This is a genomic window from Glutamicibacter nicotianae (genome assembly GCF_016907615.1).
Lineage (GTDB): Bacteria > Actinomycetota > Actinomycetes > Actinomycetales > Micrococcaceae > Glutamicibacter > Glutamicibacter nicotianae.
In genome coordinates this window covers 2,960,038-2,975,684 of record NZ_JAFBCH010000001.1, presented here as the reverse complement: position 1 = coordinate 2,975,684, position 15,647 = coordinate 2,960,038, and the positions used below count along the sequence as shown (strand labels likewise).

Genomic DNA, 15,647 nt, shown 5'->3' with positions numbered 1-15,647 from the left:
GGAATGTTGTTGCTAATAATTCGAGGGCGGATCCGAAGCGGGGAATGATTCGTCTTCCCACTCTTCAACGAGCGCTTCATCGTGCTCGTCATGGTGCTTCTTTTCCTCTTCCGCAAGCCGCAGCTTTTCCTCTTCAACGCCTTCGGGCTGCCCAGCAGCTGATTGTTCAGGCATGCTCTTCCTCCCAACTTCCGTGGGCCACCCCCAACGGGTGGCTTGACCCTGTGTCTTCAGTGTTCACCTATTCGGCGCGGTTGTCGAGGGCGGGACGGAACTCTGATTTCGACTTCACCGTCGCCACAGGATTTAATCGGAGGCATGCCGATGATCAATAATCCCGCCGACGGTTCCGAAATCTTCTTTGACGATGACGGTGCTGCCGGGGAACCGATTCTGTTCCTCCACGGCTCCGCCCTGTCCCGCTCCATCTGGCGGGGACTCGGCTATACCAAGGCGCTGGGCAAAGACCGCCGCACCATCCGCATGGACCTGCGCGGGCATGGGAAATCAGCCAAATCCCACGACGTTGCCGACTACACCATGGACAAGGTGGTCAGCGACATCCACGCCATGATGGATCACCTGGGCATCGAACGCATCCATATCGTCGGCTACTCCTTCGGCGCACGCACCGGATTGCACATGGCCATGCACCACCCGGAGCAGGTGATTTCGTTGATCATGCTCGGCGGCACCTATGAAATCACCCCCGGGGAAATCGGGAAGCTTTTCTTCCCCAGATATCTAGATGTCCTGCGCAGCGGCGATATCGAAGGTTTCGTCACCGGGCAGGAAAAGAATGGGCGTCTGGATCCATCAACCCGCCTGGCCTTCAGGTCCAATGACCCGCTGGCGCTGGCCGCCTACTACGAGGCTGCCGAGACCCTGCAGAACATCGATGTATCCGAGCTGGCGAAGATCCGGATCCCTACCTTGCTGCTGATCGGCACCCGGGACCAGCCGCGCTTCGACCAGAACAAGATCATGGTCCGCACCCTGCCCAATGCGCGCATGGTCGCGCTGCCGGGCAGAACCCATGGCAGCACCTTGTACCCGATTGAACCGGTAGTGAGCGCCATCGAGTCCTTCTGGGCAGGTCGCCAGGCATGAGTTTTGCCCCCTTCGACCTGAACCGGATCTCTTCCGGTCTGGCCTTCGGGCCCAGCAGGGAAGTGCTCTTCGCATCCGTGGCGGCCAATCCCGCACAGCCGCTGGTGATCCAGGCTCCGCCGGGATCCGGCAAGACGACCATCGTTCCGCCCACGGTAGCCAACGCGCTGCATCAGGCCGGGTTAGCCGGCAAGGTCATCGTGACCCAGCCGCGCCGTGTCGCCGCACGCGCGGCAGCCCGACGCCTCGCCCAGCTGGACGGATCGGAGGTGGGGCTGCGCGCCGGCTTCGCCGTGCGAGGCGAACGCAAAGCGTCGGCGCAGACCCGTGTGGAATTCGTGACAGCGGGCCTGATGCTGCGCCGGCTGCTGGCGGATCCGGATCTTGATGGTGTGAGCGCGGTGATCATTGACGAGGTCCATGAGCGGTCGATTGATACCGATTTGCTGCTGGCCATGGTCAACCAGGTCAGCGAATTGCGCGATGACTTCTCGCTGATCGTGATGAGCGCTACCTTGCATGCACGCGAGCTGTCGGCGCTTATGGTGCGCGATACGGCAGCACCGGTGCTCAGCGCGCAAACCGCCCAGTTCGAGGTGCAAGAAGCCTTCGACAGTTTCGCGGGGATCAGGAATGCCGAACGCGGGCTGAACGACGACTACCTGCGCCATGTAGCGTCCGTCGCGGTACGCCATGCGGCGGAGGCCAATGCGGCCAGCGGCACCCCGGTGGACACGTTGGTCTTCGTGCCCGGCGTTCGGGAAGCCGAACGCGTCTGCTCGCAGATCACTGCCGCCGGCGTGCCGGCCTTTGCCTTGCACTCGCAGATTTCTTCCAAGGAACAGGACCGGATCCTGGGCGAACCGGAACCCGGCAGCGACCCGCGCATCATCGTCTCCACCTCCATCGCTGAATCATCGGTTACGGTGCCGCGGGTGCACCTGGTCATCGATGCCGGCTACGCCCGCGAGCCGCGCCGAGACAGCTCGCGCGGTTTCTCCGGGTTGATGACCGTGGTGGCCAGCCGTTCCGCAGCCACCCAGCGGGCGGGCCGTGCAGGACGCCTGGGGCCGGGCACGGTGGTGCGCACCCTGGATCCGAAATCCTTCGCGGCGGCACCGGAGCACTCCACGCCGGAAATCCGCACAGGAGATCTGGTGGCAGCGGGCTTGTCGCTGGCAGCGTGGGGAACCCCGCGCGGCGAGGGGCTTGCCATGTGGGAGGCACCGCCAGCTGGAGCCATGGCCAGCGACGAACAGGTCCTGCGCAGCCTAGACGCAGTGGATGAGGCAGGCCAGATCACCTCGCTGGGCGAGCAGATGATGAAGATTCCAACGGACCCGCGTGCCGCCCGCGCGCTGCTGGAGGGAAGCCGGATCTTCGGTGCCCGGGCTGCTGCGGATGCTGTTGCCTTGCTGGCCAGCTCCGAGCGCATCGCCAGCGCGGACCTGAACGAGCTGCTGGCCGCGATGGCCCGGAATTCGCATCCGGCGCACCGCGCCTGGAAGCATGAAGCGCAGCGCCTGGAAAAGCTCGTGGGAGCTGCGGGGCCGAGCACCGGAAGGCAGGCTGCATCGGCAGCCACGGCGTTGGCAGGGGTGTGCGCGCTGGCGTACCCGCAATGGATTGCCCGCAAAGCCGGGCCGGACGAGTACCTGCTGGCCTCGGGAACCCGGGCCACACTGCCTCGGGGCAGCGCGCTGATGCATGAAGAATTTCTCGCGGTCGCCGAGGTGTCCCGCACCGGATCCAAGGCCATGATCCGGCGGGCCATCGGCATTGACCTGGAGACGGCCATAGACCTGTTGCCGCAGATGCACCAGATGCGTGAGGTGGCAGAAATGTCCGACGGCAGGATCACCGCCCGCCGGATCGAAAGCTTCGGCGAGATCGAGCTGGCAGCCCATCCGATCAAGGCCACCGAGGAACTGGGGATGCAGGCTGTGGCCAGCGCCCTTGCCACGCATGGCATGCGCTTCTTCGGTACCCACGAGAAATTCGATGCCTTGCGCCGGCGCATGGCAGTGGCCCACCGCTTGCTCGGAGAACCTTTTGTTCCGGTTGACGACCAGAGCCTGGTTGACGCGGCGGATCATTGGCTGCAGCCGGTGCTGCGGAAGATTGCTTCCGGCACGAACGCGGCCAAAGTCGACCTGTATTCGGCATTGCGGACATTGCTGCCCTGGGAGCATGCCCATGATTTCGATTCCCTGGTGCCTGAGCGGCTGCAGGTGCCTTCCGGATCGAGAATTTCCGTGGCCTACCCCGAGGTCGGTGAATCTGGTCCTGCGGTTGTTGCGGTGAAACTGCAGGAATGTTTCGGGCTGGAGGATTCGCCCCGCCTGGTCAAAGGCAAGCTGCCGGTGCAATTCCACCTGCTGTCGCCAGGTGGCAGGCCGCTGGCGGTAACTGATGACTTGGTGAGTTTCTTCAATGGACCCTATGCCCAGGTGCGTGCCGAAATGCGCGGGCGCTACCCGAAGCATCCCTGGCCGGAGAATCCGTGGGATCACGTGGCCACGGCAAAGACCAAGAGGCGCTTGGGCGAGCAATAGAAAAAGCACGCCCGGACCGCGGCTCAGAAGATTGAGTCAGGTCCCGGCGTGCTTTTCTGCGTCCGGGTACTAGGCGAAGGCGGAGAAGCCGGTGATGTCGCGGCCCATGATCAAAGCCTGCACGGTTTCGGTGCCTTCATAGGTGTGGATCGCTTCCACATCGGCGAAGTGGCGGGCCACGCGGTTGCTGGTCAGGATGCCGTTGCCGCCGAGCAGGTCGCGGGCATTCGCCGCGATGGAGCGTGCGGTGCGGGTGGCGGTGTACTTGGCCAGCGAAGCCTGCGGCCCGGTCAGCTCACCGGAGGTTTCGCGCTTGGCCGTCTGCATCACCAGAACCTGGATGGTGGCCAGCTCGGACTGCATGCGCGCCAGCCGTTCCTGGACGATCTGGCTGGCAGCCAGCGGGCGGCCGAACTGCACGCGCTGCTTGGCATAGTTCACTGCAGACTCGTAGCATGCGGTCGCGTGGCCCACGGCAGACCAGGCGACGCCCAGGCGGGTGGCGAACAGGACGCGGGAGGTGTCCTTGAAGCTCTTGGCTTCCGGCATCACATCCTCATCCGGAACGAAGACGTTGTCCATGCGGATGTGCGCCTGCCAGATGGCGCGAAGGGACAGCTTGTTCTCGATGGTGGTGGCCTTGTAGCCCTCGGCATCTTGGTGGACGATGAAGCCGCGGACCTTGCCCTCGTCATCACGAGCCCAGACGATGCTCACGCCGCCGATGGAGCCGTTGCCGATCCATTTCTTCTCGCCGCTCAGACGGTAGCCGCCCTCGACCTTGGTTGCGCGGGTTTCCAGCGATACCGAGTCGGAACCGTGGGTGGGCTCGGTCAGCGCGAAGGAGCCTGGGAGCTCGCCGCGCAGCATGGGGATGGCGTACTTCTGGATCTGCTCTTCGTTGCCGCAGTACAGCACCGAGCGGAGGGCCAGGCCGCCCTGGACGCCGACAATAGTGGAGACGGAGCCGTCGCCACGGGCCATTTCCATGTTGACCAGGCCGGCAGCCAACGGACTCATTTCCTCGTAGCCCTCGAGATTCAGGCCATCGCGCAGGAGATCTGCATCGCCAAGCTTCTTGACCAGGTGCAGCGGGTAGTCGGCCTTGTCCCAGTACTCGTGGATGTCGCGCTTGACCTCATCGAGGATGAACTTGCGGGCCTTGTTACGCCAAGCATTGTCCGCTTCGCCGACTTCGGCAAAGACTCCGGTCGGATCGATGTTGACGTCCTCCGACCACAGGTCGTATTCGGGTTCGACAACGCCTGCGGGAAATTCGAATTCGGGCTCCAGCTGGGACATTTCGGGTGCTCCTAATAGCTAGGGTGAAAAAGCTTCATTCACTAGACTAGTGGAACGCAGTGCCATGTCAAGAAACTAGGTTTCAAAGTGTGGGGATTGATTGTTCTCCGTGCTCTTTGAGCGCGCGCGATACCGCCTGGAGAATATCCTTCTCCTCGGCACCGGCGTCCAGCACCGAGACCACCACGCTGGGGGCCGCGGGCTTGGCAGGGGCTGCTTTCTGGTCCGGATCGAGCAGATCTGCGAAGCGGTTCAGGAACTGGCGTACATCGTTGGCCAGCTTGGTGCGGTCAGTGCTGTGCGCATCCTTCAGCCAGCTGCGCAAATGGTCATTATGGATGGCCACCAGACCGGCGCTGACGCCTAGGCACAACGACTTCTCCGTTGCGGTCTTCGCCAAGTCGCGGCGCTTCAAGAATCCATAGAAAGCACGTTCGTAGCGGTGGGTGGAAACCAGCTCGCGCTCGCGCAACGATGGCACAGAGGAGAGCAGCTTGTGGCGCAGCGCGGCTCCTTCGGGATTGACCGTGTACTGGTCGAAAACTACATGCGCAGCATCGATGAGCGTAGTGATCGCATCCACCGACGAGGCTGCAAGCGTGGTCTCGACGTGCGCAATGATCATTTCCTGGTCGGCAAAGACCATGTTCTCTTTCGAACCGAAACGGCGGAAGAAGGTGGAACGGGAAATACCGGCGGCAGCTGCCAGCTCGTCGACGCTGGTGGCATCGAAGCCCTGCGTAATGAGCAGATCTAAGGCTGCTGGGGGAACTGCGGAAGAAGCGATCATGATTCACGAATTTAGCATGATTCAAGCTGGGAGATTCTTGGGTTCAGCTTTGCGCGCCGCCCAAATGATTGTGAACTACTGCGCCCGTGACTACGCTGAACATCAGGGCGTTCTATAGAAGATCGCCATTTCTGGACGAAAAGAAAGAGAAGTGAGGGCCCATGGGAATCTCGATTGCAAACGCCGCGCTACGTTTGGTCAGTGGCGCGTTCATTCTCAACAGCGGCATTAACAAGTTGCGCATCGATGAAGCGAGCGCGTCAGGCCTGCAGCAGATGGCAGCCAACGGCGTGCCGCAGCTGGCCGAGCTGGAACCAGCAGTTTTCGGCAAGGCTGTCTCCATCAGCGAGATCTCGTTGGGTAGCGCCCTGCTGCTTCCCTTGATTCCATCGCGTCTTGCCGGCTTGGGCTTGGGTGCCTTCTCCGGCGTGCTGCTGGCTTCCTACCTGCGCACCCCGGGCATGACGGAATCCGATGGCATCCGTCCGACCGCGGACGGCACCGCCCTGGCCAAGGATGTCTGGCTGGCAGGTATTGCTGTGGCCTTGATCTTTGGCCGCAAGGCAGCCAAGAAGATCAAGAAAGCGAAATAAACGCTTGAGCAAAGTGCTCAGCTGGCCTTAAGTTGATCTTGAAGACTGCGGTTTTCAGCGGCCATATTTGAACCACAAGCTAAGAGGAGAACCAATGGGTTTCTTAGATGATGCAAAGAAGAAGCTGGGCGAGGCAGTCGAAAACGCGAAGGAATTCGCCGGAGACGCCAGCGAGAACATCAAGAGCTTCGCAGCTGATGCCCAGGAGAAAATCGGCGAGAAGGTCGACGAGTTCAAGCACGGCGACAACGAAGAAGATCCTGAAGACAAGGTCTAAGGGCCATAAGGCAAGCGCCTGATCCACCGACGTTCACGTCATTGATCAGGCGTTTGCCTTTTACGCTTTGCCTAGCGCCGGGCCTTCTGGCCGTCGCTGAGGAACGACACAACCAGCACGGCGGCCACGGCGATGAAGCCTGGCAGCATCAACGCCTGCCCCAAGCCGAGAGACATGGCTTCCATGATCACCGCAGGTTCCTTGGAGTCCGCTTGCGCGATCTGCGCAGAAACGCGGGCATCCATCATGACCGCGATCAGCGCCGAACCAAGGACCGAGCCGATTTGCCGGGTGGTGTTGTAGATTCCCGAACCGGCACCGGCATCACGTGCGGTCAGATCCTTGGTGGCTGCCAGCGACAAGGACGGCCAGATCATGGCTGAACCGACGCCTTGGACCGCCGATGGGATGAGCAGGGCCCACAGCGGGATATCGGCGTGCATCATTAAGGCATAGGCCACCGTGGCACCGCCAAACAGGAAGAACCCGGGCACTGCCAGGATCCGCGGACTGAGCTGATTGACCTTCTTGCCCAGCTGAGGAGCGATGAAGATCGCCACCAGGGCCATTGGGGAAATCATCAATGCGGATTCGGTCGGACTCAGACCGCGCACGTTCTGCAGGAAGAACACCATGGGCAGGGCGATGGTCGCGATCGTCAGGCCCATGAACGTGATAGCGACGTTGGCCAGGGAGAAATTGCGCACCGTGAACAAGCGCAGCGGAACCAGCGGTTCGGACTTGGTCTTCGACTGCCACCAGACGAAGACACCCATCAGCAAAATGCCGATGATGATCAGATGCCACGAATTCAGCGGGCCAATGAATGGTTCCCAATTGGTGGCGTCGCCTTCCTGGATGCCGAAGACCAGGCAGAACATGGCCAGCGCCGAGAGGAAGACGCCGAACCAGTCGAAGGAATGCGCATGGGCTTCAAGAGCGGGAACGAACTTGAAGACCATGGCCAGACTGAGAACCGCGATGGGCAGGTTGATGAAGAAGATCCACTCCCAGCCAACGGAGTCCACCAGCAAGCCGCCGGCAATCGGTCCGATCAGCGAGGCGATGCCCGCTACCGCACCCCACAATCCCATGGCCGCGCCGCGGTGCTGATACGGGAAGAGCCTGGTAATCAGGGTCATGGCCTGCGGGGAAATCATCGACGCGCCCAGGCCTTGGACGGCGCGTGCTGCCACCAATGAACCGAGGGAATCGGACAGGCCGCACCACAGCGAGGCCAGCGAGAAGACCACCATGCCGATGAGATAGATGTTGCGCGGGCCAAAGCGGTCGCCGAGCCTTCCGGTGACCAGCAGCGGCACGGCGAAGGTGAGCAGGTAGGCGCTGTTGACCCACAGGATGCTGGAGATGTCGGCATCCAGCGATTTCATGATGGCAGGCATCGCGGTGGACACGATGGTGGTGTCCAGCAGGATCATGAAGAAGCCGATGACCAATGCCCAGAGGGCGCGCCACGCGGTTTTTCTGTCGAAGTGTGATTCGGGATTCGCAGTATCAGGCACCGCTCAAGGCTAGTCCCTATTCGCCGGATGCGGAACCGATAGCGAACCTATGAAGGTTAATCAGTCGAAGCTCACATCACCCGAGATGCGGGTGGCGACATCACCGCTGACCCAAACACCACGTTCGGTCGCTTCGATATGCAGGATCGCTGCACGACCCAGGCGGGTGCCCTGGCGTACCGTATAGCGCTGCGGCGCATACCCGGATTGCGTCAGCCAAGTGCCGAACGCCGCGTTCAGCGAACCAGTGGCAGGGTCTTCAGGAACGGCCTCGCCGGGGATGAAGGCACGGACCTCATAATCGGCCGGAGGCTGGAGCACAACATTGCGGAAACGCTCCTCGGAACGCTCGAAGTCAGAGAAGTCCAAGGGCCGCAGTTCTTCACGGGTCCCGGAAATCCGCGGGATGACCGATCCGTGCGGTTGCCACACGCTCTGCGAGACGCTGGAGGCCGTGTAGGGGCCGATCACGCCGACTTCCAACCCCTGGAGCGCCACGTAGTCCGGTTCGATACCCAGCACGATATCGGCGTCACGCAGCACCAGGCCGGCAGGATGCGGGCCGTTGACCAGCCACTGGTGGTCCACCACGTCTTCCTCGCGAATGCCCAGACCGGCAATCGCCCATTGCAGGACATCCGGCTCCAAAGGACCGGAGCGGGTCAGCGGGGGAGCGAGGAAAGCCAAGCGCCGCGAGTGCCGGTCGTTGCTCTCGCGCTCCACGCGCACCGGGATCAAGCCGGCGCCGCACTGTTGGATCAGATGGCCGGACGGGCCGGCTTCCCCGCCGGATTCCAGCCAGGCATGAGCCGCGCCAAGGGTGGGATGGCCGGCAAAGGGAAGCTCGGTGCTCGGGGTGAAAATGCGGATGGCGTAGTCGGCTTCCTCGTCGGTCGGTTCGACGAAGAATACGGTTTCAGCAAGATTCATCCACTGCGCAAAGTGCTGCATCTGGACATCGCTCAGGCTGTCAGCATTGAACACGACTCCCAGGCCATTGCCGTTGAAAGCAGTGGGTGCAAAGACGTCAACCTGCTGATATGAGAATGTGCGCGACATATTTAGCATGGTGGCACATTAACCAGCAGGTTGACCCGGTGTTACGTGGTAGGTCACGCAAAAAGTTGCGAACGCATCATGCAAGCGAACCTTCTCTACCAATGATGCGCAACATCGATGACCAAGCGGGAACCGTCGCCAGGTCCAGCCAGGGTGAACACCCGCATCGGAAGCCGGGCCCTGGTGGAGATCCCCACCTTGGTCTGGCCTTCAAAGCTGCCCAGCCAGATCAACTGGCGGAACGTCGTATAGCCCAGATTCTTCACCTTCGCTCCAGGATTGAACCCCGGAGCTGTTGGTGCCTGCACCAGGATTTCCAAGTTGGCCCCACCCGTGGTGGCCACCGGCAGTCCGGAACCGATTCCAGTCAGTTCGCTGACATACCTTGCCGAGTAGCTGGCAGCCGGTCCTGCCAGATCAATGACCAGCCGGTCAAAGCACAAATGGCGTCCGGTACGCAGATCCTGAACCGTGGAATGCGTGGACAAGGAACCGGTTTTGGCCAAAGAACCCCAATAGACCGTTGGACAGGAAGTGGATGCCTGGGCGGCCGGTGCGGGAGCCGCCGCGGAAGCCGGCGTCACCACGAGCAAGGCTGCCGCCACCGCGCCCAGCGCGATTCCGATTTTTCCGTGGCGCATAGGGATCACCGTCTTTCTTGGTTTGCGCCTGCAGGCAGAGCATACTGCCAGTGAATCTACTAAAGGCCTGGAGCATGTGAAGCACAAGGGCAAAAAGGAATTGGAACCACACTGAGACGGTTCTGCAATGGTGCTGGAAACCTCCCGAGCCCTAGGGTGGAAAGAAGGTTCCGCACAGCATTTATTTAGCGCCTTATGACATGCTTAAAGCATGTCTCCTACCCCCGTTGAACCTCTAGACGAAACCGTCGAGGAAGTCATTACAGCATCAAGCTTCCTCCCCGAATCGTTGCAATTCTGGGTTGTCCTGCTGATTGGTGCGCTCGTAGCCGCAATCTTGGCATTCGTTTTCAGTGGCGTGGCACGCCGCGTGCTGCGCCGGATCGGCGTGGATGAAGCCGATGTGAAAGCCACCAGATTCCCGTTCTTCGGCATGGTCACATCGATCATCGCGAAGTCGGCCTTCGCGGTCTTCTATAGCGATCGTCCCTGGTACAACCCCTGGCAGTTCGCCATCCTTATCGTCCTGGTCTTCTTCCTCACCTGGTTCATCATCAAGCTGGTGCGCGTGATTGAAGCCGGAATGATGGCACGCTTCGAGTCGAGATTTGGCCCAGGGCGCAGGCTTGCCAAGGTCCAGACGCAGGTCGGCCTGATGCGCCGCGTGCTGATTGCGGTGCTGTGCATCCTTGCCGTCGCCGCGGTTCTGCTGACAATCGAACAGGTCAGGGCGCTGGGCGCCGGCCTGTTGGCTTCGGCCGGTCTGGCATCTGTGGTCGTCGGCTTGGCCGTGCAATCAACTTTGGCCAACGTCTTCGCCGGCTTGCAGGTCGCCTTTACCGACTCCATTCGCGTGGATGACACGGTGGTGGTCGAAGGGGAGCGCGGCACCGTCGAGGAAATCACCCTCTCCTATGTCGTCGTGCATCTGATCGATGGGCGCCGGATGATCCTGCCATCGACCTATTTCACCACCACGCCGTTCGAGAACTGGTCGCGGCGCAGCACCGAGATTTCCGGAAATGTCGCACTGCAACTGAAGCTCAATGCGCCGATTGCCTACCTGCGCCAGCGCAGCACCGAACTGCTTGAGTCCTCCGACTGGTGGGACGGACGGGATAATGAGCTACTCGTGACGGATGCCCAAAATGGCTTGCAGACAGTGACCATTTATTTATCTGCGCGCAACGCCGGGGACCTGTGGAACCTGCGCAACATGCTGCGGGAGAAGCTGCTGGCCGAGCTGGTGGAAAACTACCCTGACTGCCTGCCAGATCCCCGGATGATCCCGAGCAACCCGGTCTGATGGCAAAGAGATAGCCACTGATTCCAGTCCTTCGAACTGGTTTCAGTGGCTATTGCCGTTTTCCGGTGAAATCAGAGCCGTAACGCCGCAGGCCCGTAGTCGTTGTAGCGCTCCTGACGGGCCGTCGCCTCGCGCAATGCGTCGATCAGCGACTCGGCCTTGCTAATCAGATCGCTGATCAAATCATCGTCCCGTTCCACCCATAGGTATTCTGGAACCGCGCGCACCGGCACGAAATTGTCGTGTTCTTCCCAGACGAACAGCGTGCGTTCGGCACCGATCACGTGCTGCTGCCACAGGATCTGGCGCAGATAGTTCTTCGGGATCTTTTTGAACGGCTTATTGGTGGTCTTGATTTCAGCCAATACCGGAACCCTCGAAGCATCAAAACCAAGGCCATCGGGAGTTGCCAGATGCAGCTTCGATTGCTGCGAGTGGAAGAGCTGGGTGGAAGGAAAGATATTGAAATTCTCCTGGACCCAGGCGGCAATGACCGGTTCGCGCTTGCGCCCATGGTCGGTGTAGGGATTGCCGGAGAAGCCATTGCCGTACAACTTGTCCCACGCGGCATTCTTGATGGACTTCTCGGTGGACAGCTTGGCCACGTCTGTTGCCGTGATGCCCTGCGCTCGTGCCCGCAGCCATTCGATGCGGTTGGAAGAGTCAGCTAAAACACGTTCGAAGCATTCATGGTGGACGCCGGGCACAGTAATCACTTGATCTATTCTTCCCCATGAAGGGACAAAAATCGTGCACCTTGGCCTCGCAGCCGGCGTGAGACTACTCGCTGGATCCGGCGATAGCGGTCAACAGCTGATTGATAGTCGGCGTCTCACTGGCACGGAATTTCTCTGTGCCATCCTGCAATAGACGGATGACCGGGGTGCTGGTGATTCCCAATTCCTCGCCACGGGTCACCTGCTCCACGACGTTGATCTCTTCGACCTCCAACGCGGGCAGCAATTCCTGCACTCGGGCGACGGTTTGCCGAGTGCGGACGCACGGCGCGCAAAATGGCTGCGTATACAATTCCAGCTTCATTTGCCGCTGACTGCTCCTGCTGTAGTTGTGAACAAGGTGCCGGCAACTCCTACCGGGGGATGAGCCCGGCTGGAGGCGACTTGGCCCCCTGCGCCGATGCGCGCGAGGACCCATGATTGAAAACATTGGGTCATGCTTGAAAATTCCCTTGGCCATCCAGCCGTCCTCGACGCTCACGGACTCTACCGCAGCTTCGGCTCCACCGCCGCACTGAACGGCATCGACCTGCAGATTGCACTGGGCCAATCGCTGGCCATCATGGGTCCCTCGGGGTCCGGCAAATCCACGCTGCTGCATGCACTGGCCGGTATCGAACTTCCGGATGCCGGCAGCATCATGCTGAGCCTCCCGGGCCGAGCACCAAAGGATATCCAAGGGCTCAAGGACAAGGCGCGCACCAAGCTGCGCCGCGAATCCTTCGGCTTCGTCTTCCAATCCGGACTGCTGATTCCCGAGCTTACCGCCGAGGAGAACGTGGCCATGGCCCTGATGATCAACGGGGTGCCACGCAATGCCGCCATTGCCAGCGCCGGATCGGCGTTGGCCGAACTGGGCCTTGCGGGGATGGAGCAACGCCGCATCGGCCAGCTCTCGGGCGGGCAGCAGCAACGCGTTGCCATTGCCCGCGCGCAGGTCACCGGGGCCATGGTGGTCTTCGCCGATGAACCCACCGGCGCCCTGGATTCAACCACGGGATTCGAAGTGCTTGATACTTTGCTGCGTTGCACAGTCGGTGCTGGAAAATCACTGGTGATGGTGACCCATGATCCCAACGTGGCCGCACGCTGCGACCGCATTGTGCAGCTGCAGGACGGCCAGCTGACCAGCGACAGCCTACACCCGTCGAACGCCGCGAAGGGCGGTGTCCAGCAGTGAATATTCTGCACCTTTCATGGATGCTCGGCCGGCCGGCGAAATCCCGGCTGGCACCGCAGATCCTGACCGCCAGCGCCTACGCCATGGTCAGCGCGATCCTGCTGATTGTGCTTGGCGGCGCGTACTCCTTCACCAGTTTCGAGCTCGAAGCCCAGGGGACCTATCTGCCATTGGCCATCTTCGCCGTGGTGCTGCTGGTGGTCCCGCTGCTGGTGCTCGGCTCGGCCGCGGCCCGGCTTTCCGCACGCTCCAATGACCGTGCACTGTCATCGCTGCGTTTGCTCGGCGCCACCGGTGCGCAGATCAGCCTCGTGGCAGTGCTCCAGGCAGCAGGCACGGCACTGGCAGGTGCGCTCGCCGGTATCGCGCTGTATTTCCTGGCAGCCCCGTTGGCGTCCTTGATCCAGTTCCAAGGTGCGCCGCTTGGCACGGCCATCTACTTGCCGCTGTGGGTGCTGGCGATAGCAGTAGCCGCTATCGTGCTCCTCTCGGCGGGCAGTGCAGCTGCCGGCCTGCGCAAGCTGGTCATCACCCCGCTGGCAGTAGCAACCCGCAGCACGGTGCCCACGCCCAGCTGGCTGCGCGCGGTGATCTCCGTCGGCGGCATCCTGCTGCTGTACGCGCTGTTCTCGAACATGGGCCAGTTCATGCAGTCCATCGCCGCGATCATCGCAGTGATAGCTGGCGGTTTCGGCCTGGGCTTGCTGGTGATGAACCTTCTCGGCCCGTACCTGGTGGCCAAGGTGGGCAAGGGCAAGCTGCGCAAGGCCAGCACTCCGCAGCAGCTGCTGGCGGCCCGCATGATCCTGGAAAGCCCTGCCGAGTCATGGCGCCAGGTCTCCGGGGTGGCCATGGCTTCCTTCGTCGCGGTGGTGGGCGGCAGCGGTGCCGCCCTGATGGCATCGCCCGGCAATGAATTCGGCCAGGGCACCTGGATGGAGCATGTGCCGGCAGATATCGTCACCGGCGTGCTGGTGACCCTTGCCATCAGCTTCATCTGCGTGGCCGCCTCGGCAGCGATTTCGCAAAGCGCCAGCACCTTGGACCGTGCCCCGCTGTATCGGGGGCTGAACCGCTTGGGCATGCCCTACACGACGATGAACGCCGCGCGCACCAAGTCGATCATGATCCCGGCGCTGACTGCCTCGATCAGTTTCGCCATCGCCTCCACAATCCTCGTGCTGCCCTTGGCCGGGGCCGCCGTCCTGCTCCAGCCGCTGACGGTCATCACCGTCATCGCCTGCGTCGTGCTCGGATTGCTGCTGGTGCGGACGGCAATTTCTGTTGCCGATCCGCAGAAGCTGCTAGCAAGTAGAGAATAAATTCTCTGGTCAGCACACCGAAATAATGACCCGATTTGGTTAGGGTCACTTCCGGGTCGGTGATTAGAGACGTTTCGTGTTGCGTAATGCTGATAAAAACGCGTATTGTGGCATACGGCGCGGATAGGCTTGCCTAACCTTGCTGACCGATACGCTTACAGTAACCTCGCATAGTCTGGAATTACCGACCCATGAAAAATTCACGTCGCGCCGGAATTTTCGCCGCATCATCCGTCATCCTCGCCCTCGGCCTGACCGCCTGCGGCGCGTCGAGCAACTCGGCGGATCCATCGGCTGACACCTCTGCCAAGGCTGCAGAAGACTTCACCCCGGTCACCATCGAGAACATCTATGGCGAGACCACCATCGAAGAAGTCCCAGAACGCATTGCGACCATCTCGTGGGTCAACGCCGACACCCTGCTGGCACTGGATACCGTGCCGGTAGGCATGGACACCGACACCTACGGCATGAACGAGAACAACTCCACCGCCTGGAAGGACGCCGCGCTTCAAGAGCAGGGCGCCGCCATCGGCTCCGAGAACGCTCCCGTGCAGTACAAGGTGGGCGACGACATCGACTACACCGGCATCGCCGCCAGCAAGCCGCATGTCATCTTCGCCCCATACTCGGGCCTGAAGAAGGAGCAGTACGAGAAGCTGCAGGAAATTGCTCCGGTGGTTGGCCCCATCGAGCCGAACTACCTGACCAGCTGGGAGCAGGTTACCGAAGCTGCCGGCCAGATGCTGGGCAAGGAAGAAGAAGCCGACGCCCTGATCGAAGAGATCGAAGGCAAGCTGGCCAAGGTCGGCGAAGACAATCCAGTGCTCAAGGACACCACCTTCATCGCCGCCGACCTGTCGGCTCCGGACACCGCCTACGTCTACTCCGAGGGCGACACCCGCCCGCGCTTCCTGAGCGCGCTGGGCATGACCCAGGCCGAGTACGTGCAGAAGAACGCCGCCAAGGACACCTTCTTCTTCACCGTTTCCCCTGAAAAAGTCAACGAGTGGGACTCGGACATCGTCTTCGCCTCGGCAGTTGCGGGCAACACCATGGACGACATCGTCAAGGGCCAGCCGCTGTACGGCCAGATCCCTGCCGCGAAGAACGATGCAGTGGCACTGCCAGGCACCGACGAGGCAACCCTGGCCATATCCGCGGCATCGCCGCTGTCCATCGAATGGGCACTGGAGAACGTGGTTCCAGGCATCGTGAAGGCTGCCGAAAACGCGGCTGCCGCGAAGTAGCT

At 61.5% G+C, this 15,647-nt stretch carries 16 protein-coding genes; 8 read left to right on the top strand and 8 right to left on the bottom strand.

Going from position 1 to position 15,647, the window contains the following annotated elements; all coding sequences use genetic code 11:
- Positions 1-12: 12 nt before the first annotated feature.
- On the bottom strand, positions 13-174 hold the full coding sequence (locus tag JOE62_RS14175; protein ID WP_204722841.1) for a hypothetical protein: 162 nt from the start codon (positions 172-174) through the stop codon (positions 13-15).
- Between the two features lie 144 nt (positions 175-318).
- Here JOE62_RS14175 and JOE62_RS14170 point away from each other — a divergent pair, with 144 nt between their 5' ends.
- Complete coding sequence (locus tag JOE62_RS14170; RefSeq protein WP_239543401.1) at positions 319-1,110, top strand: alpha/beta fold hydrolase; 792 nt, start codon at positions 319-321, stop codon at positions 1,108-1,110.
- Positions 1,107-3,665 carry an ATP-dependent helicase HrpB gene (hrpB, locus tag JOE62_RS14165; RefSeq protein WP_204722840.1) on the top strand — a complete coding sequence of 853 codons (2,559 nt, stop codon included), beginning with the start codon at positions 1,107-1,109 and terminating at the stop codon, positions 3,663-3,665. Before JOE62_RS14170 ends, hrpB begins: the two co-directional genes overlap by 4 nt.
- 69 nt (positions 3,666-3,734) lie before the next feature.
- Here hrpB and JOE62_RS14160 read toward each other — a convergent pair whose 3' ends face one another.
- Both JOE62_RS14160 and JOE62_RS14155 read right to left on the bottom strand, forming a co-directional pair.
- A complete protein-coding gene (locus JOE62_RS14160) occupies positions 3,735-4,967 on the bottom strand; it encodes an acyl-CoA dehydrogenase family protein (RefSeq protein WP_204722839.1) in 1,233 nt (410 codons plus the stop codon).
- Between the two features lie 82 nt (positions 4,968-5,049).
- The gene (locus JOE62_RS14155; protein WP_204722838.1) at positions 5,050-5,757 is read right to left on the bottom strand and encodes a TetR/AcrR family transcriptional regulator; all 708 of its coding nucleotides are present in this window, start codon (positions 5,755-5,757) and stop codon (positions 5,050-5,052) included.
- 161 nt (positions 5,758-5,918) lie between these two features.
- Here JOE62_RS14155 and JOE62_RS14150 point away from each other — a divergent pair, with 161 nt between their 5' ends.
- Together JOE62_RS14150 and JOE62_RS14145 are read left to right on the top strand one after the other, a co-directional pair.
- Complete coding sequence (locus JOE62_RS14150) at positions 5,919-6,350, top strand: DoxX family membrane protein (RefSeq protein WP_204722837.1); 432 nt, start codon at positions 5,919-5,921, stop codon at positions 6,348-6,350.
- A 94-nt stretch (positions 6,351-6,444) separates the two neighbouring features.
- Positions 6,445-6,627, top strand: coding sequence for a hypothetical protein (locus JOE62_RS14145; protein WP_066141310.1), 183 nt, complete (start codon positions 6,445-6,447; stop codon positions 6,625-6,627).
- 71 nt (positions 6,628-6,698) lie between these two features.
- Here JOE62_RS14145 and JOE62_RS14140 read toward each other — a convergent pair whose 3' ends face one another.
- The 3 genes from JOE62_RS14140 to JOE62_RS14130 all read right to left on the bottom strand — a co-directional run bounded on the left by JOE62_RS14140 (position 6,699) and on the right by JOE62_RS14130 (position 9,850).
- Positions 6,699-8,150 carry a DHA2 family efflux MFS transporter permease subunit gene (locus JOE62_RS14140; RefSeq protein ID WP_204722836.1) on the bottom strand — a complete coding sequence of 484 codons (1,452 nt, stop codon included), beginning with the start codon at positions 8,148-8,150 and terminating at the stop codon, positions 6,699-6,701.
- A 60-nt stretch (positions 8,151-8,210) separates the two neighbouring features.
- Positions 8,211-9,209: a PhzF family protein gene (locus JOE62_RS14135; protein WP_239543400.1), complete on the bottom strand. Its 999-nt coding sequence runs from the start codon at positions 9,207-9,209 to the stop codon at positions 8,211-8,213.
- Between the two features lie 95 nt (positions 9,210-9,304).
- Positions 9,305-9,850, bottom strand: a complete 546-nt coding sequence (locus JOE62_RS14130) for an AMIN-like domain-containing (lipo)protein (RefSeq protein ID WP_204722834.1) — start codon at positions 9,848-9,850, stop codon at positions 9,305-9,307.
- Between the two features lie 211 nt (positions 9,851-10,061).
- Here JOE62_RS14130 and JOE62_RS14125 point away from each other — a divergent pair, with 211 nt between their 5' ends.
- The gene (locus JOE62_RS14125; RefSeq protein WP_052254100.1) at positions 10,062-11,156 is read left to right on the top strand and encodes a mechanosensitive ion channel family protein; all 1,095 of its coding nucleotides are present in this window, start codon (positions 10,062-10,064) and stop codon (positions 11,154-11,156) included.
- Between the two features lie 71 nt (positions 11,157-11,227).
- On the opposite strand, the gene JOE62_RS14120 is transcribed toward JOE62_RS14125, so the two are convergent.
- Both JOE62_RS14120 and JOE62_RS14115 read right to left on the bottom strand, forming a co-directional pair.
- Complete coding sequence (locus tag JOE62_RS14120; RefSeq protein ID WP_338085801.1) at positions 11,228-11,872, bottom strand: YqaJ viral recombinase family protein; 645 nt, start codon at positions 11,870-11,872, stop codon at positions 11,228-11,230.
- A gap of 64 nt (positions 11,873-11,936) precedes the next feature.
- Positions 11,937-12,197 carry a glutaredoxin family protein gene (locus JOE62_RS14115; RefSeq protein ID WP_204722833.1) on the bottom strand — a complete coding sequence of 87 codons (261 nt, stop codon included), beginning with the start codon at positions 12,195-12,197 and terminating at the stop codon, positions 11,937-11,939.
- A gap of 132 nt (positions 12,198-12,329) precedes the next feature.
- Here JOE62_RS14115 and JOE62_RS14110 point away from each other — a divergent pair, with 132 nt between their 5' ends.
- The 3 genes from JOE62_RS14110 to JOE62_RS14100 all read left to right on the top strand — a co-directional run bounded on the left by JOE62_RS14110 (position 12,330) and on the right by JOE62_RS14100 (position 15,645).
- A complete protein-coding gene (locus JOE62_RS14110) occupies positions 12,330-13,073 on the top strand; it encodes an ABC transporter ATP-binding protein (protein ID WP_204722832.1) in 744 nt (247 codons plus the stop codon).
- Entirely contained in the window at positions 13,070-14,395 is a 1,326-nt protein-coding gene (locus JOE62_RS14105) for an FtsX-like permease family protein (protein ID WP_204722831.1), read from the top strand. Before JOE62_RS14110 ends, JOE62_RS14105 begins: the two co-directional genes overlap by 4 nt.
- A gap of 191 nt (positions 14,396-14,586) precedes the next feature.
- Complete coding sequence (locus JOE62_RS14100; RefSeq protein ID WP_204722830.1) at positions 14,587-15,645, top strand: ABC transporter substrate-binding protein; 1,059 nt, start codon at positions 14,587-14,589, stop codon at positions 15,643-15,645.
- Positions 15,646-15,647 lie beyond the last annotated feature (2 nt).

What these genes read in the sequence shown, in the direction of transcription:
- JOE62_RS14100 (WP_204722830.1), top strand. Translation starts at nt 14,587, where the DNA reads ATGAAAAATTCACGTCGCGCCGGAATTTTCGCCGCATCATCCGTCATC.
- JOE62_RS14135 (WP_239543400.1), bottom strand. Translation starts at nt 9,209, where the DNA reads ATGTCGCGCACATTCTCATATCAGCAGGTTGACGTCTTTGCACCCACT.
- JOE62_RS14115 (WP_204722833.1), bottom strand. Translation starts at nt 12,197, where the DNA reads ATGAAGCTGGAATTGTATACGCAGCCATTTTGCGCGCCGTGCGTCCGC.
- hrpB (WP_204722840.1), top strand. Translation starts at nt 1,107, where the DNA reads ATGAGTTTTGCCCCCTTCGACCTGAACCGGATCTCTTCCGGTCTGGCC.
- JOE62_RS14155 (WP_204722838.1), bottom strand. Translation starts at nt 5,757, where the DNA reads ATGATCGCTTCTTCCGCAGTTCCCCCAGCAGCCTTAGATCTGCTCATT.
- JOE62_RS14150 (WP_204722837.1), top strand. Translation starts at nt 5,919, where the DNA reads ATGGGAATCTCGATTGCAAACGCCGCGCTACGTTTGGTCAGTGGCGCG.
- JOE62_RS14160 (WP_204722839.1), bottom strand. Translation starts at nt 4,967, where the DNA reads ATGTCCCAGCTGGAGCCCGAATTCGAATTTCCCGCAGGCGTTGTCGAA.
- JOE62_RS14130 (WP_204722834.1), bottom strand. Translation starts at nt 9,850, where the DNA reads ATGCGCCACGGAAAAATCGGAATCGCGCTGGGCGCGGTGGCGGCAGCC.
- JOE62_RS14170 (WP_239543401.1), top strand. Translation starts at nt 319, where the DNA reads ATGCCGATGATCAATAATCCCGCCGACGGTTCCGAAATCTTCTTTGAC.
- JOE62_RS14175 (WP_204722841.1), bottom strand. Translation starts at nt 174, where the DNA reads ATGCCTGAACAATCAGCTGCTGGGCAGCCCGAAGGCGTTGAAGAGGAA.
- JOE62_RS14125 (WP_052254100.1), top strand. Translation starts at nt 10,062, where the DNA reads ATGTCTCCTACCCCCGTTGAACCTCTAGACGAAACCGTCGAGGAAGTC.
- JOE62_RS14110 (WP_204722832.1), top strand. Translation starts at nt 12,330, where the DNA reads ATGCTTGAAAATTCCCTTGGCCATCCAGCCGTCCTCGACGCTCACGGA.
- JOE62_RS14145 (WP_066141310.1), top strand. Translation starts at nt 6,445, where the DNA reads ATGGGTTTCTTAGATGATGCAAAGAAGAAGCTGGGCGAGGCAGTCGAA.